This window comes from Vibrio sp. T13N (genome assembly GCF_032970445.1).
Taxonomy (GTDB): Bacteria; Pseudomonadota; Gammaproteobacteria; order Enterobacterales; family Vibrionaceae; genus Vibrio; species Vibrio diabolicus.
The window spans coordinates 38,502-54,408 of the sequence record NZ_JAWJYE010000018.1 but is presented as its reverse complement, the minus strand read 5'-3'; the positions used below and the strand labels follow the sequence as shown (position 1 = coordinate 54,408).

At 46.5% G+C, this 15,907-nt stretch carries 13 protein-coding genes, 1 tRNA gene and 2 rRNA genes; 11 read left to right on the top strand and 5 right to left on the bottom strand.

Annotation, left to right across the window (positions count from 1 at the left end):
* The 3 genes from R2S67_RS20805 to R2S67_RS20795 all read left to right on the top strand — a co-directional run.
* Window positions 1–83, top strand: a 23S ribosomal RNA gene (locus R2S67_RS20805); the annotation flags it as partial.
* Window positions 84–247: 164 nt separating this feature from the next.
* A 5S ribosomal RNA gene (gene rrf / locus R2S67_RS20800) occupies window positions 248–364 on the top strand.
* Window positions 365–434: 70 nt separating this feature from the next.
* Window positions 435–525, top strand: a tRNA-Ser gene (locus tag R2S67_RS20795).
* Between the two features lie 706 nt (window positions 526–1,231).
* On the opposite strand, the gene R2S67_RS20790 is transcribed toward R2S67_RS20795, so the two are convergent.
* Genes R2S67_RS20790 through hemC form a run of 4 tightly spaced genes read right to left on the bottom strand, consistent with a single transcriptional unit; the run spans window position 1,232 to window position 5,311 of the window.
* A complete protein-coding gene (locus R2S67_RS20790) occupies window positions 1,232–2,413 on the bottom strand; it encodes a heme biosynthesis protein HemY (protein ID WP_317346857.1) in 1,182 nt (393 codons plus the stop codon).
* On the bottom strand, window positions 2,413–3,624 hold the full coding sequence (locus tag R2S67_RS20785; protein WP_150915986.1) for a uroporphyrinogen-III C-methyltransferase: 1,212 nt from the start codon (window positions 3,622–3,624) through the stop codon (window positions 2,413–2,415). The genes R2S67_RS20790 and R2S67_RS20785 overlap by 1 nt, the downstream gene beginning before the upstream one ends.
* A 17-nt stretch (window positions 3,625–3,641) precedes the next feature.
* Window positions 3,642–4,370: a uroporphyrinogen-III synthase gene (locus R2S67_RS20780; RefSeq protein ID WP_317346856.1), complete on the bottom strand. Its 729-nt coding sequence runs from the start codon at window positions 4,368–4,370 to the stop codon at window positions 3,642–3,644.
* A 2-nt stretch (window positions 4,371–4,372) separates the two neighbouring features.
* The gene (hemC, locus tag R2S67_RS20775) at window positions 4,373–5,311 is read right to left on the bottom strand and encodes a hydroxymethylbilane synthase (RefSeq protein ID WP_301614990.1); all 939 of its coding nucleotides are present in this window, start codon (window positions 5,309–5,311) and stop codon (window positions 4,373–4,375) included.
* 346 nt (window positions 5,312–5,657) lie between these two features.
* Between hemC and R2S67_RS20770 the strand changes: the two genes are divergently transcribed.
* Window positions 5,658–8,186, top strand: a complete 2,529-nt coding sequence (locus R2S67_RS20770; protein ID WP_317346855.1) for a class I adenylate cyclase — start codon at window positions 5,658–5,660, stop codon at window positions 8,184–8,186.
* 69 nt (window positions 8,187–8,255) lie between these two features.
* Here R2S67_RS20770 and cyaY read toward each other — a convergent pair whose 3' ends face one another.
* The gene (gene cyaY / locus R2S67_RS20765; RefSeq protein ID WP_012841286.1) at window positions 8,256–8,570 is read right to left on the bottom strand and encodes an iron donor protein CyaY; all 315 of its coding nucleotides are present in this window, start codon (window positions 8,568–8,570) and stop codon (window positions 8,256–8,258) included.
* A 74-nt stretch (window positions 8,571–8,644) separates the two neighbouring features.
* Between cyaY and lptM the strand changes: the two genes are divergently transcribed.
* The 7 genes from lptM (at window position 8,645) to R2S67_RS20730 (ending at window position 15,890) form a co-directional block, all read left to right on the top strand.
* Window positions 8,645–8,761, top strand: coding sequence for an LPS translocon maturation chaperone LptM (lptM, locus tag R2S67_RS22920; protein WP_005378746.1), 117 nt, complete (start codon window positions 8,645–8,647; stop codon window positions 8,759–8,761).
* A 61-nt stretch (window positions 8,762–8,822) separates the two neighbouring features.
* On the top strand, window positions 8,823–10,076 hold the full coding sequence (lysA, locus tag R2S67_RS20755; protein WP_253658801.1) for a diaminopimelate decarboxylase: 1,254 nt from the start codon (window positions 8,823–8,825) through the stop codon (window positions 10,074–10,076).
* Between the two features lie 10 nt (window positions 10,077–10,086).
* The gene (gene dapF / locus R2S67_RS20750) at window positions 10,087–10,917 is read left to right on the top strand and encodes a diaminopimelate epimerase (protein ID WP_317346854.1); all 831 of its coding nucleotides are present in this window, start codon (window positions 10,087–10,089) and stop codon (window positions 10,915–10,917) included.
* Window positions 10,911–11,642 carry a DUF484 family protein gene (locus R2S67_RS20745; protein WP_006743009.1) on the top strand — a complete coding sequence of 244 codons (732 nt, stop codon included), beginning with the start codon at window positions 10,911–10,913 and terminating at the stop codon, window positions 11,640–11,642. Before dapF ends, R2S67_RS20745 begins: the two co-directional genes overlap by 7 nt.
* A complete protein-coding gene (xerC, locus tag R2S67_RS20740) occupies window positions 11,608–12,540 on the top strand; it encodes a tyrosine recombinase XerC (protein WP_317346853.1) in 933 nt (310 codons plus the stop codon). The genes R2S67_RS20745 and xerC overlap by 35 nt, the downstream gene beginning before the upstream one ends.
* A gap of 8 nt (window positions 12,541–12,548) precedes the next feature.
* Window positions 12,549–13,265: a 5-amino-6-(5-phospho-D-ribitylamino)uracil phosphatase YigB gene (gene yigB / locus R2S67_RS20735; RefSeq protein WP_104971062.1), complete on the top strand. Its 717-nt coding sequence runs from the start codon at window positions 12,549–12,551 to the stop codon at window positions 13,263–13,265.
* Between the two features lie 138 nt (window positions 13,266–13,403).
* Complete coding sequence (locus R2S67_RS20730; RefSeq protein WP_065646002.1) at window positions 13,404–15,890, top strand: EAL domain-containing protein; 2,487 nt, start codon at window positions 13,404–13,406, stop codon at window positions 15,888–15,890.
* Window positions 15,891–15,907: the final 17 nt, after the last annotated feature.

Here is a 15,907-nt window from a genome sequence, read left to right as displayed (position 1 = left end):
GACTACGACGTTGATAGGCAGGGTGTGTAAGCGTTGTGAGGCGTTGAGCTAACCTGTACTAATTGCCCGTGAGGCTTAACCATACAACACCCAAGGGGTTTTGATGGACTCAATGAAAGAACGTTGAATGTGTAGTAACGAGAATTAAGAAACAGCTTTCCGAATTATTCGATTTGCAAGCAAATCTCACCCTAAAGGGCCGCACTAAAGTGCGTTTGAATTTGCGAGCAAATTGATAAAGAATTTGCTTGGCGACCATAGCGTTTTGGACCCACCTGATTTCCATGCCGAACTCAGAAGTGAAACGAAATAGCGCCGATGGTAGTGTGGGGCTTCCCCATGTGAGAGTAGGACATCGCCAGGCTTTAAATATCGTTATTTGCATAGACAAGTAACAACATCATCAGTGTACTAATCTGTTGATGACAATTTGTGGAGAGATGGCTGAGTGGTTGAAAGCACCGGTCTTGAAAACCGGCATACGTTAATAGCGTATCTAGGGTTCAAATCCCTATCTCTCCGCCACTATTCAGAAGCCTCGCTAGAAATAGCGAGGCTTTCTTCGTTTCTGACGCTTGGAAATTTGTTAGGGACTGGACTTAATCCCTTAGTCGAACGTATCCCTGCACTATGTCACTTGAGAAGCCTTGCTTTAAGCGCGTTCTCGCTATCCACGGGTTGTGCTGCGACAGAAGTTCATAACTTTATCTTCTAACGAGAACCATCAAGTCTGAGTATTGGCATTCCTACCTCTAAGGGTGAAGTGTTTCTGTTAACAAGAGACTTGTCTTTACTCTTTACTCTATGTTACGTGCGTTAGCGATCTTAGTGTTACCTAATGGCTATTCGCTATCTTGCCCTAGTTGGTACAATAAATACGCTCTAAGCATTGTATAGGACAGTCCTTCATTGAAGAGAATGGAGAGTATCGGAGCTTATGTACCTATTTTTGCTTCCTGCACTATTTCAAGTTACCTGTATTTTGTTAGTAGAGCTCCTTCCTAGAAACTTATATTTGGTTGTTCACCTTGAAGAAAGTGTGCAAGCTATTTTTTTAGAGGATTTTAGTGGGCTTAATGGAGTGCTGCTGGAAGCGATGAGGCTCTCAATGAGGTTTAGGCGATTGAAGGGCATTAGCTCTAGTGGATATTGCAGGTTTGTGTAGTGTTGATGAGTGACAGGCAATAAAAAAGCCGACAGTAAACTGTCGGCTTGGTTAGATGACTGCTAATTAGTCGTTCTGAACTAGCGTGAGAGCTTTACGAGAGACTTCGTGAGCGGCTTTAGTTAGATTTTGTTTCTCTAGTGTATCTGCTAGGAATGCATAATCAGAGACGTCAGAGCGAAGCTTTAAGGCGATCTCAAAGTGGTCTTGGGCCTCTTGCCACTTCTCTTGACGGAAATAGAAGTGCGCTAATGCGCTATGCGCAGCGGCGTTATCTGGCTCTTTCTTCACTACTCCCTCTAAGAAAACCACGACAGGGTGGATATCTGGCAGGTTTAGATCTGGCAGTAGTTGATAAAGCTCAGGAGCCGGTTGTTTTTTCAATGCTTCTTTTAGCACAGTAAAGGCTTCAGCATCTGCTTTCCGGGCTATCAACTCACGAGCAAAACAGGCGACTAGGTGTGTGTCTTGTTTTACTTTGCGTGCAAGGCCATTCCAATGAGAGATAAGCCCTTCGCTACCTTGCTGCTGTGCCACTTCATGGAGTAAGCCGCATTGCGCCTTTTGAATCAGCTCTGCGTGTTCTTCTTCCGTGATGAGTCTTGCTTTGGTGAGTTGTGGCAAGAGGTCAATAAGAGGTTGCCACAATTTTAGCTGCATGTACGTTGTTTTCAGCAAGTTCAATACAATCGAATTACTCGCATACTGACCTTTTAACGATTGCAAAGTATCGAAAGCAGCCTCGAACTCGTTATCGCGAATAAACTGTTTAGCACGAGTTAGCTCTACTGCAAGATGAGCATTCTCTTGCTGGCTTGCTAGCTCCAGGTAGTGATCACGTTTTGCTTTATCACCTTGACCTTGTGCAGCTTCAGACGCAACTAAGTAACAAAGTAGCGGCATATCGTGATGATTCGCCCAACGAGTCACTTTTTTCTCGGCACCTTTCCAGTCTCCTTCAAGGAGTTTAATAATGCCTTCATTGGTGTATCGACGGGAATGGCGCATTTTGCGCACACTGAAGTAGTTCCATGTTGTAGAACTTGCGTAAACTAGCTTTTTAATTAGGTACTCAAGTAGAAAAAGACCTGCGAGTGCTGCGATAACGAATACGACCAATGTCGTTACGCTCATCTCGATCGTTTTCTCAGCGATGGAGATGAGTACATAGCCTTGCTGACCAGAAAATTGAGTGCCAACAAATAGTCCTGCACCTAGTACAACAAATAGGAAAATAAGACGAAACATTACTTATCCTCCATACCTGTCATCGTTGTGACTTCGCGACGTAGGCGCTCACGGATGACATCTGATAGTTGAGACTGACTTTGCAGTTTCGTTGGGTATTCCACTTGAATGTTTTGCTGGCTTAACTGGTTAACAGTTTTGTTGAACTCTTTAACGGAATTATCGCCTTGGTTGAAGAAAGCTAATGCCCATTTGTCGGCCGTTTTTAGAGACGTGGTGTAAATTTCACCTTGCTCTTGGTACACCGCTTTTATTGCGGTCTCCAATTTGGCTTTGATGTTTTCTTTTAGGTAAAAGTGTTGCTCAGGAGAAAGCAGTGGAATGACGTTACCATCGCGCGTGCGGAAGGTAATGAAGTTTTCTGAAAAGTCTTTCAGAGATGTCATTAAGTTATCTTGCCAGTTTGCAATATCTTCCGACACTTCAGTGTTCTCTACGGCTTCTGCTTCTGGGAGTAGTGCATTGGCGAGAGGTAGCTTGTCTACTTGCTGTTGCAGAGCAGTTAAGCGTAGTACCAATCCATCACGGTCAATCAGCGGGATAGTACGAAGTTTGGTGATATCGTTCGCCATTGCTTTACGTAGTTTGACGAGGCTAGGGTCATTCAGTGCTGCAATGCGTTGATCAGCACTTTCCATTAGTTGAGTTGCGCTTTCTACGTCATGTTCTAAGAACAGTTTACGACCTGCTAATTTGACGAGGTAATCGGCTTCAGCAAGTAGCCAGTCGTTTGGTCGACGACCTTTCACATCGGCAACGGCAAGCTGTAAGCTTTCAATGCTCTTCTGTTGCTGTCCCAGTACCACTTCCGCTTTGTGTGTCACGGTCGTTGCTTTCTCGATGGTTTCTTCTTGTACCCGGCTGAGCTCTTGCTTCATGGAAGCTTGAGTGCTTTCTAGCTGACTTTTTAGTTGGGCGATCTGCGCTTGGTAATCGGCTTGCTGCTGATGTAGCTTGTATGCGAGGCCACCGCCAAAAATAATCGATAAGATGATAGCGACTGTGCCTAGTTTAACTCCGCGCTTGCCTTGTTTTTCTTCAAATTCGACTTTGGCTGGCTCGGCTGTTTTTGGGGGCTCGGCCACTTTTGGCTGTTCTTTTTTAGGGGCCGCATCCTGCTGCGATGTGCTTTTTTCGGCTAGCGGTGCCGATGAGGTTTCTTCGGAAAGGTTTTTATCGTTATTTTTTTGGTCGTTATTTTTACTTGTCATGCCTATATCCTGTGTAGCTAGGGCTGGAGAGCCGCCAGTAATTCTTGGTTGGATGCGCTTCCCGTGCATCTCACCCGAGTGAACCCCCTTTGAAGTGCGATGTCAGCGATACGCTGACTGGGGATATACAACTCTTGTTGATTAAGCCAAGTCAATTGCTCTGACGTCAATTGGCTGCACAAATAATCCAGTTGCTCACCACTGGTGACGATGATCTGGTCAATTTGTAGGGTTTTCCATAGTGAGACACAGCTTACTGGATCGAATGGGATGAATTCTCTCTTGTAAGTCTCACTATAGTGAACTTTTGCGCCACGTCTCACCAATGCATCTTTGATCAGCTCTCTTCCACCGTTCCCACGAAGGATAAGAACCTGTTGTTGTGCCACATTATTGAGCTCTGGCAGTCGCAATAAATGTTCACTATCACTGACTTGGGGATAGTGTACTTTCTGTTGGGTACATTTGCTTAAATAGTGTGCTGTTTTTTGACCAACGGCAAGGTAAATGGCTTGTTTCGGCCATGATGTCTCGTTGCTGGCTATGATTTGCTGTGCACATTGCACGGCATGTCGACTAACAGCGATAACAATTTGAGCTTGATGCAGGTGTTTAGAGAGGTGCGTGTCCGTGAGATCGGCGACAATGTCGATCAGAGGATGGTGATATGCGGAAATGCCGTGCCTTTCGAGCAGAGAGCAAAGCGCGTTGCCTTGCTCTCCCGGCCGAGTGACCAACACTGCCATGATTATTCGTGATCTGCGTACAGCTTAGTTAGGATTTCACGAGCGCCGTTATCCAGTAGTTCATTGGCTAACTGCACTCCTAACGTTTCGCCGTCTTTACGATGGCCACGGATTTCACCACGAACAATTTCGCTGCCATCTGGTTCGCCAACTAATGCGCGTAGCCAAATGTTGTCGCCGTCTAGTAGGGCATAGCTGCCAATCGGTACCTGACAGCCGCCTTCTAGCGTAAGGTTCATTGCGCGCTCACACAAAACGCGGTCTACGGTGTCTTGGTGGTTAAGTGGCTCAAGCAGCTTAAGCAGTCTTTCATCGTCAAGGCGGCACTCAATACCGACAGCACCTTGGCCAACCGCAGGTAATGATTGCTCTGGCTCGATAAAGCTACGAATGCGCTCTTCAAGTTTCAATCGTTTAAGGCCAGCCGCAGCAAGAATGATTGCGTCATACTCACCCGCATCTAACTTACCAAGGCGAGTGCCCACATTACCGCGAAGCTCTTTGATGATGATGTCCGGACGATATTCTTTCAGTTGGCATTGACGGCGCAAACTGCAAGTACCAACCACGGCACCTTGAGGGAGCTCATCAATGTGGCTATAGGTATTAGAGACGAAGGCATCACGAGGGTCTTCACGTTCACAAATGGTCACGAGGCCAAGACCTTCCGGGAAATCGACGGGCACGTCCTTCATTGAGTGAACGGCAAGGTCTGCACGGCCTTCTAGCATTGCGACTTCAAGCTCTTTTACGAATAAGCCTTTGCCGCCAACTTTTGCTAGCGGTGTATCTAAAATCACGTCACCTTTGGTCACCATGGTTACTAACTCGACTTCCAAACCAGGGTGAGCGGCTTGAAGGGCGTCTTTGACAAAGTAAGCTTGCCATAAAGCAAGAGGGCTTTTTCGAGTTGCAATGCGAATAGGTGTGGATTGTGTCATGATCTTCTCAATGCTGTTTGGATTTGGGTTTATCCTACCATTCTCATCAAGAAATGCTTACTGTTAGTTCGTTATCTCTGAGAGCTATGAATGGAATTACATGACGTTATGAAAATAGTGTGACTGGATTCTCAATTAGACTAAGGACTATTATTAGTAATAGGTAATAAGAGCGACACTACCGCGCGATTAATTTTGTGACTAAAGTATGGTTTTGCATCCTGATTGGTGCGTGGGCGTGAAACTTTACCCGCACCAATAAAAGTGTTAAATTGATCACGTTTTTAGGCCATTTTGGTTTAAAACGTCAGCAGATTTTCGTGATTGTTCAACCAAGGAATTCCCCTTGCAGGCTTACACCCAAAAAATCATTCAGCGACTAGATAATTTGAATCAGCAGCGAGTTGATCGCGCGCTGGCGCTTATGAATTCGCAAAGCCAGCAAGTCTTCCACTTGATTCCTGCCTTGTTGAACTACAACCACCCTGTGATTCCTGGCTATTACGATGCCGATGTCCCGTTTGGTGTACATGGGCTGGCGCTAAATAGCATTCAACAGCAATTCATTGATGACATTCAACTCGCGATTGGTCAGCCACTTAAGACGGCAGAGAAACCGGCTATCTTGGGCTTATACACCATGGGCAGTACCTCATCAATTGGTCAAAGTACTTCTAGTGATTTAGATATTTGGGTGTGTATTTCGCCAGATATGGATTGTGACGAGCGAGAATTGCTGACCAATAAATGCTTGCTGATCACCGACTGGGCACAAAGCCAAGGGGTGGAGGCGAACTTCTTCTTAATGGATGAAGAACGCTTTAGAAGCAACCATTCTGAAGAGATGACGGGTGATAACTGTGGCTCATCTCAGCACTTACTTTTGCTTGATGAATTCTATCGTAGCGCGGTGCGTATTGCTGGACAGCGTTTATTATGGCAAATAGTGCCGCCAGAAATGGAAGAGTGTTACGACGAGTACGTTTCTCAATTGTGCAGTGAAGGTTACATTGACTGTAGTGAATGGATTGACTTTGGCAAATTGAACCGCATTCCTGCTGAAGAGTACTTCGGCTCGAACTTGTGGCAGCTATACAAAAGTATCGATTCTCCCTACAAATCGGTATTAAAAGCCATTCTGCTTGAAGCTTATTCGTGGGAATACCCGCATACGCAACTGTTAAGCATCGATACCAAGCGTCGTTTCTTTGCCCATGAGCCAGACCTTTATGGCATGGATGCATACTACTTAATGCTGGAAAAAGTAACCCGCTATTTAGAGCGAATCCAAGACGACACTCGTTTGGATTTGGTGCGCCGTTGCTTCTATCTCAAAACCCATGAAAAGTTGTCGCGTGAACCAGATGTCGGTTCAGTGGCTTGGCGCCGTGAAGCGCTGAGCGACATGATTGCAAAATGGGATTGGGATGCCAGCGTTGTTGCTGAGCTCGATGATCGCCGCAACTGGAAAGTTGAACAGGTAAAAGTGGTGCATCATGCGTTGCTGGATGCGTTGATGCAGAGCTACCGTAATTTGATTCAATTTGCGCGTCGCAACGACATTACCTCCGCTATCAGCCCGCAAGACATCAGTATTTTGGCTCGTAAGCTTTACGCCGCTTTTGAAGTATTGCCGGGCAAAGTGACGTTGCTCAACCCACAGATTTCCCCTGATTTGCATGAACCGGATTTAAGCTTCATCGAAGTGAAAGATGGTGGTGTGAACAAGTCTGGTTGGTATCTCTATAAACAACCTCTGATCGCGCACCGCATTTTGGGGCAGCCATACTTAGAACATCATGAATACTTGAGCAAGTTAGTCTCTTGGGCATTCTTTAATGGTTTAATCACCGAGTCGACTCGTTTGCACGCGGTGGTGCGTGAAGCGCAACTGGATATCGATAAGTTCTACCAAATGGTGAGCGACTTACGAAATACCTTTGCGCTGCGTAAGCGCCGTCCGACGATGCAGGCATTAGCGAGCCCATGTGAAATAAGCCAGCTAGCGATGTTCATCAACTTTGAAAATGATCCTACGTCAGAGCTTTCGGGCCGTTCACTGAAAGTGGATGTAAAAAATACCGATATCTTCAGTTTTGGTCCGGAACATAAAAACTTAGTCGGCAGTGTCGACTTGGTTTACCGTAACTCCTGGCATGAAGTGCGTACGCTGCATTTCAAAGGGGAAACGGCGATGCTGGACGCACTGAAAACCATTCTGGGCAAAATGCACCAAGACGCGTTGCCACCAGAATCGGTGGATGTGTTCTGTTATGCGAAGAACATGCGTGGTGTGATGCGTAATATGGTCTACCAGCTTTTAGCGGAATGTATCGACTTACGCTTGAAGCCAGTAGAGCAAGAAAAACGCCGCCGCTTTAAAGCGATGCGCCTCGGTAACCAAACTTACGGGCTGTTCTTTGAACGTCGTGGTGTGTCGGTGCAGAAGTTAGAAAACTCCATTGATTTCTATCGCAGCATTTCTACTAACAAACTTAAAGGCTCGCCGCTATTAATGCTCGATCGTGAGCAAGAGTATCAAATGCCAGAAGCGGTGGATGGTTTTGCCAGTGAAGGTCTGGTGCAATTCTTCTTTGAAGATAATGAAGATGGCTTCAATATTTATGTGTTGGATGAGTCAAACCAAGTTGAAGTGTATCACCAGTTTAGTGGCTCCAAAGACGAGATGATTTCGTCTGTGAACAGCTTTTACACATCCGTAAAAGATGACAGTCGTGTTGCGTCGAAATTTATCAACTTTAACCTGCCGCAGTACTACCAGATTATCCATCCTGAAGAGGGCAATGCTTATATCATCCCTTATCGTAATGATGGTTGCTCGCCGCATCGTCCGACGAAAGCGGTAAACGCGTAATTAAACCCGTATCAATAAACAAAAAGAGCACTTCGGTGCTCTTTTTGTTTTGGTGACGATTGACCAGCATTATGCCCAATCAATGGCTTCGCCCGCGTGCTTTTCACACTCTTGCTTCACCATTTCAAATAGCTCCATGCCCGTTTTTGAGCAGGTCCATTTATCTTCAATAAGTTTGAAGTGGAAACCACCAGATTTGGACGCTAGCCAGATCTCATGCATCGGCTCTTGGCGGTTAATGATGATTTGGCTGCGGTCTTCAAATTCCAATGTCATTACGTTGCCAGTGACTTCGTAATCAATGTCTGCGCCTGAATCATCGATGGATTCTTCGATGATTTGCATCTGCGCATCCACCAGTTGATGAAATTCAGTATCGTTCATCCGTCTATCCTATTGCTTTTCCTGAGTGTGGTGCGATTATAGGGGGCATTGATTCAATAATCACGATATGCGAAATGAAAAAATTAGTTACTGTGTTGTTTGTGATGGTTGCCGCGACGTTAGCGGGATGTGGCCAGTCTGGCTCACTATACATTCCAGATGACACTCAACAGAATGAGCAATCACAATAAATAACCGCGCCTTAGGGTGAAATTAGGGTTCAGCAGTCGAATAAAATAAGGGAAGCGAATTTTGGATTACTTCAACTATCAGGATGATGGCCAGCTTTGGGCCGAAGACGTCCCACTTCAAGCTCTTGCAGAGCAATATGGCACTCCTCTTTACGTATATTCTCGAGCCACGCTAGAGCGCCACTGGAAGGCGTTTGATAGTGCTGTGGGTCAACATCCTCATCTAGTTTGCTACGCGGTGAAAGCGAACTCAAACCTAGGCGTATTGAACGCACTGGCGCGTTTGGGGTCGGGCTTTGATATCGTATCAGGTGGTGAACTTGAGCGTGTGATTGCCGCAGGCGGTGATCCGAAGAAAGTCGTCTTCTCTGGTGTTGGGAAAACACCTGCAGAAATGAAGCGTGCTCTTGAGCTGGGTATCAAATGTTTCAACGTTGAATCTGAGCCCGAGCTAGAACGTTTGAATAAGGTTGCGGGTGAGCTTGGTGTGATTGCGCCAATTTCTCTGCGTATCAATCCAGATGTCGACGCGAAAACACACCCTTACATTTCGACTGGTCTTCGCGACAATAAATTCGGCATTGCGTTTGATCGTGCGCCAGATGTTTATAAATTCGCGCAAAGCCTGCCGAACTTGAATGTGCAAGGCATCGACTGCCACATTGGTTCTCAGCTCACCAATATCGACCCATTTATCGACGCGACAGACCGTTTATTAGCCCTGATTGATGATTTAAAAGCGCAAGGCATTAACATTCGTCACCTTGATGTCGGCGGCGGTTTGGGTGTGGTCTATCGTGATGAGTTACCACCTCAGCCTTCAGATTACGCCAAAGCGTTACTAGGTCGTCTTGAAAATCACCAAGACTTGGAGCTGATTTTTGAGCCGGGCCGAGCAATTGCTGCGAATGCAGGTATCTTGCTAACGCGTGTTGAGTTTTTAAAACATACTGAGCACAAGAACTTTGCCATCATCGATGCGGCAATGAACGACTTGATGCGTCCTGCACTATACCAAGCATGGCAAGATATCGTGCCAGTTTCGCCGCGCATGGGTGAAGCACAGACTTACGATTTGGTTGGCCCTATTTGTGAAACCGGCGACTTCTTGGGTAAAGATCGCGCACTCGTTTTGCAAGAAGGTGATCTACTCGCGGTTCGTTCAGCAGGTGCCTATGGTTTTGTGATGTCTTCGAACTACAATACTCGTACCCGAGCGGCAGAAGTAATGGTGGATGGTAAACAAAGCCACTTAGTTCGCCAGCGTGAGGAGCTGACCAGTTTGTGGCAGCTGGAACAGATTCTACCGGAGTAACACACAACAAATGCATTTCCACTTTTCCAAAATGCACGGTTTGGGCAACGACTTCATGGTCGTCGACTGTATTACCCAGAACGTGTTTTTCTCGCAAGACCTGATCCGCCGTTTGGCGGATCGTCATACCGGCGTTGGTTTTGACCAATTGCTCGTGGTAGAAGCCCCTTACGACCCGGAAACTGATTTCCATTATCGGATTTTCAATGCCGATGGTAGTGAAGTCGAGCAGTGCGGGAATGGCGCGCGCTGCTTCGCGCGTTTTGTTCGCTTAAAAGGGTTGACCAATAAATACAGCATCAGCGTAAGCACCAAAAAAGGAAAGATGATTCTCAACATCGAAGATGATGGAGAAGTGACGGTCAACATGGGCGTTCCAGAGTTTGAGCCGAACAAGATTCCTTTTAAAGCCAAGCAAAAAGAGAAAACCTACATCATGCGCGCTGGTGAAAAAACGCTGTTCTGTGGCGCGGTAAGCATGGGTAACCCGCATGTGGTGACGGTGGTTGATGACGTGGATACTGCTGATGTCGATACATTAGGCCCGCTGCTTGAGTCGCACGAGCGTTTTCCAGAGCGCGTCAACGCTGGCTTTATGCAGGTGGTGAGTCGTGACCATATTCGTCTTCGAGTTTACGAGCGAGGCGCAGGTGAAACACAAGCTTGTGGTAGTGGCGCATGTGCGGCGGTAGCGGTAGGGATTCATCAGGGTCTGCTGGATGAAAACGTTAAGGTTTCTCTACCAGGTGGTGAACTGCGAATTGCGTGGCAAGGTCCGGGTAAGCCGTTGTTTATGACCGGACCTACAACGCATGTATTTGATGGTCAATTGTCTTGCTAGTAGAAGAAAAAGGAAACGGTTTGTCTCAAGTAGAAGCAGATGCCTTAACGGCTGAAGTGGTGGCCGAGTACCTCAAAGATCATCCCGATTTTTTTGTGCAGCGTCCAGAGCTTGTGGATCGTCTATCTTTCCCACACTCAGACTTGGGTGCGGTGTCTTTGGTGCACATACAAATGAATCGCCAACGTCAGCGCATTGAAGAGTTAGAGGAAGAGATCACCACACTGATGTCGCTTGCGGCGAACAACGATCGCACCTTTTACGAATTTATGGATTTGCAGGGGCAGATTCTAAAGTGTGGTGACTTTAAACAAGTCATTCATTCTATTGAAGAGAAAGCTAAAGCACTGGGCTTACGCGCGTTTGTTCGACTGTTTAGTCAATGCGACGCATCGATTCAATTGAGTAAGGAAAGTTATCAACGTTTTGCGACCACCCACTTAAATGGCAAAGACGCGTACTTAGGACGTCTTCGCAAAGTGGATCGTGAAGCTTTGTTTGGCAATATGGATGTGCCGGAAATGGGGTCCTATGTGGTACTACCGCTCGTGAAACAGCAAACACTGGGCGTGCTTGCGTTCTCTAGTGAGGATGGCGGTCATTTTCAACCAGATATGGATACCTTGTTTTTGCGTCACCTATCATTAGTAGTGGCACATCTCGCTCAAACATTGGTATGGCAAAGTTACGATGACGACAACTCCCAACACTCCTCTGCCAAATAGTCTGCAAAAGCCTCTTGAGCGCTTCTATGAATTCTTACGAAGCGAAAAGGGGCTCAGCCTACATACTCAACGCAATTACAAACAGCAGCTAGAAACCATGGCGCAGCACTTGGCTGAAATGGGACTTAAAGATTGGTCTCAAGTGGATGCAGGCTGGGTGCGCCAATTAGCAGGTAAGGGCATGCGGGAAGGCATGAAAGCCAGCAGTTTGGCGACGCGCCTCTCATCGCTGCGTAGCTTTTTCGATTTCCTTATTCTGCGTGGCGAGATGTCAGCTAACCCTGCCAAAGGGGTTTCAGCGCCACGTAAAAAGCGCCCGTTGCCGAAAAACCTCGATGTTGATGAAGTGAGCCAACTGCTTGAGGTCAACGAAGACGACCCGTTGGCTGTGCGTGATCGTGCCATGATGGAGCTGATGTACGGTGCTGGCTTGCGTTTGGCTGAGTTGGTGAGTGTGGATGTACGTGATGTACAACTGCGCAGTGGCGAGCTTCGTGTTATCGGTAAAGGCGACAAAGAACGTAAAGTACCATTCTCTGGCATGGCAACTGAATGGGTTGCCAAGTGGTTGAAAGTCAGGTGCGATCTTGCTGCACCAGGTGAACCCGCCTTGTTTGTGTCTAAACTCGGAACGCGTATTTCGCACCGTAGCGTGCAAAAACGTATGGCAGAATGGGGACAGAAACAGTCTGTGGCGAGCCATATTAGTCCGCATAAATTGCGTCACTCGTTTGCGACACATATGCTCGAATCCAGCAATAACTTACGTGCGGTGCAAGAGCTTTTAGGGCACGAGAACATTTCGACGACCCAAATCTACACGCACTTGGATTTCCAACATTTAGCGCAAGCCTACGACCAAGCCCACCCACGAGCACGTAAAAAGAACGGGGAGTGAGCCGAAGTATGAAATTTTATCGCCGTATCGAGCCTATTAAGGCCATGACCTTCGATCTTGATGACACGCTGTATGACAATTACCCGGTGATTATCCGTATGGAGCGTGAGTTGCTAGCTTGGTTGCAGCAAACACATCCAGCCGTGGCGCACATGGATAAGGCTGATTGGATGCAGGTAAAAAAACATGTGCTCCAGCAGAGACCGGATCTCAGAAGCGATGTGACGCTTTGGCGTTTAGTGCAGCTAAAGCATGGTTTTCTTTCAGTTGGCTATGATGAAGCGCAAGCTCAAGCCGCAGCTGAAGAGGGTGTGCAGCTCGCTTTGGATTGGCGCAGTCAGTTTGAAGTGCCCCAATCAAGCTTAGATGTTTTAACACAACTGGGAGAGCGAGTTCCGCTCGTGGCGATCACAAACGGAAACGTCGATTTAGATAAAATTGGCTTAACGCCGTATTTTCAATGTGTACTCAAAGCAGGGCCTGATGGGTTGGCGAAACCCGCCACCGATATGTTTGCTAAGGCGAAACGGTTCTTGGATATTCCAGCAGAGAATATTCTGCATGTCGGTGATCACCTAACCACGGATGTGCATGGTGCAAAGTCGGCTGGTTTTGCGGCTTGTTGGTTCAATGATATGAATAAAAATGTCATTAACCATTCAAAAACACGTACTTTACCTGATATTGAAATCAATAGTTTGCAGCCGTTACTCACACTTTTTTAATTGCTTTCGCATTAATCCATTCTAATCTCATTTTGTGTCTAGAAAAGCAGCGTAAAGCCACGTAAATTATTCACTATTAAGTAAAAAGAGTAACGCCACACGTCGTGGTGAAGATAGTGTTACGGCAGTGGTAGGTGCATGCGAGCTTTTTCAAAACTGGTTTATGATGTCAGTCAGTTAAATGACTTTTTAGTCACTTCTCAGTTCTCTTCAAGTAAACAATATTTGGTGCAAATATTGTCGACTCAATCACGCGACTTTACGACCACACTTGCGGACGCTGTTTTATTGTTGCTGCCGAATGCTCATGTCATGGGGCATAGTACGCGTAATGTCATTCTGGAGGGGGAGATATTTACCTCTGGTTGCCTGATCAGTGTGACTGAGTTCGAACAAACCACGCTTACTTCTGCTGTACAAACCTACTCTTACTCCCCCGATATTGATGGTGGAGAGCTCAAACGCTCGCTTCTGTTGCAGCATAATTCGCAAGTGATCCTCAGCTTTGCTGTGCAAATTGAACGACGTGACTATCCCTTGTTTCAAACGTTCGCTAGTGAAGAAGTCGTGATCTCTGGAGGGTTGGCGCAGAGTATTGATGATGGATGCTGGGTGCTATATCAAAACCGAGTTTACGATAACGCTGTGGTTGCCGTAGCTTTGCACAGCGATACCTTGAAGCTATGGACAGATGCGTATTCGGAATGGAACCCGATTGGCATGCCACATAAAGTCACCCATGCAAAAGGAACGCGCTTGTATTGCTTAGGTGAACAGAAAGCGTTGGACGTATACAAGCGTTACTTGGCGGATGGGCATGACGTGACGCTGAGTCAACTGCTCAGCTTTCCTTTGTATCGAGAAAGTTTGGGGCGTAAGGAAGTTTGCACGGTAACGGAGCTACACGCTGATGGCAGTATGAGTTTCGACAGGCCTTGGTGTCTTGGTGACGAAGTACAATTTTGCTATAACCACCCCTCATTAACGCTCGAACAGGTGCGACATGGTGTGGTTGAGTTAGCCATGCACCAACCTGAAGTCGTGATGATTTTTAACTGCGCGTCACGGTTAGACTTTATTGACAGCAGCGACGAAGTCCAAGCCTTCAAAGATATCGCGACGACGTTTGGTAGTTATTGTATGGGGGAACTGCATGGCGGTATTGGACAGCCAGAAATTCTTCATCACAGTCTGACGTATTTAGCGATGCGAGAGGGAGACGAAGTACAAGCATTGAACTTGCCTAAGTCGCCCGTTAGCTCCTCTATTTCACCATTGTTTAGCTTGATTCGAAATGCGATTGGCGACCTCAACCATATGAACGCGCATATGGGGTATCAACTCGATCGCCAAACGCGCAAGTTACAAGAAAGCTATCGGCGAGATAGTCGCACTGGATTACAAAACCGAGTCGCGCTGCAAGAGCGGCTGAGTAGCATTGATTTGGATGAGCACTTGCTGACTCTAAAGCTACTTAACTTCAGTCATATCAATGAAAAATACGGTTATAGAGTAGGGGATCAGCTACTTAAAGACCTCTCAATGCATTTTACGAATCGACTGCGAAAGCGTTTTGGCATGCCAACGGCTTTGCAGCTTTATAGTATTGGGGTTGGTGAGTGGGCGTTCATATTTAAAGCTGACCAAAGCAGCGAAACCATCAAACAGCACTTTACTCGTTTTGCCGACGCGGTAGAGCAAACTAATTTTGAGCCAATTGGTCTGCGCGAAATAGATTATCTTTCTATCTCGCTGTGCGGTGGCTTAGTGAGTCGTCGAGATTTTCCATCAGCTTCTGCAGATGAGCTATTGCTTAAAGGCATTGAAGCGAGGCGTTCCGGTGTGCGCAGTAATACCCATATCTGCAATGCGAAAGACATCGAAGTCAGTGAAGATGTGCGTAAAGAGCAACTTGGATGGTTGAGTTGCGTCAGTAAAGCCATTCTCAAACAGAACATCATCACCTATAGCCAGCCGATAGTGCATGCGGATAGCCATAAATTGGCAAGCCAAGAATGTTTGGTTCGCATTTTGGAGGAGGATGGAACGGTGATTGCGCCAGGGCGCTTCCTGCCTATTATTTCCGATACGCATCTTTATACTCGATTGAGTCGGCACATGATCCATTCTACGTTATATTACATGCGAGATAAGCAAGGTGACTTTTCTATTAACTTATCGCCGCAAGATTTGCTTAGTGATAAAACTTTAATGCTTTTAGAGCATGAAATTAGCCAGCTCAATGACCCTAGGCGAATTGGTTTGGAAGTGTTGGAGTCTGAGCAAATCAAAGACTACGGTCGAATGATCGAAGTATGCAGTCATTTTAGAAGCTTAGGAGCGCGTATCATTGTTGATGATTTTGGCTCAGGCTATTCCAATATTGATGAAATCCTAAAGCTGGAGCCGGAAGTCATAAAGCTCGATGGTAGCTTGATCCGTGATATCGATAAAGACTTAAAGCAGCGCAAAATAGCTTCTCAGTTGGTGCGTTTATGTCAGGTGTTTAACGCGGAGACGGTCGCGGAGTTTGTCCACAATCGAGAGGTGTGCAAAATCGCGCAGGATATGGGCGTCGACTATCTGCAAGGCTATTATCTGGGTGAGCCGACCCGATTATTTTAATGCTGTTTCACGTGAAA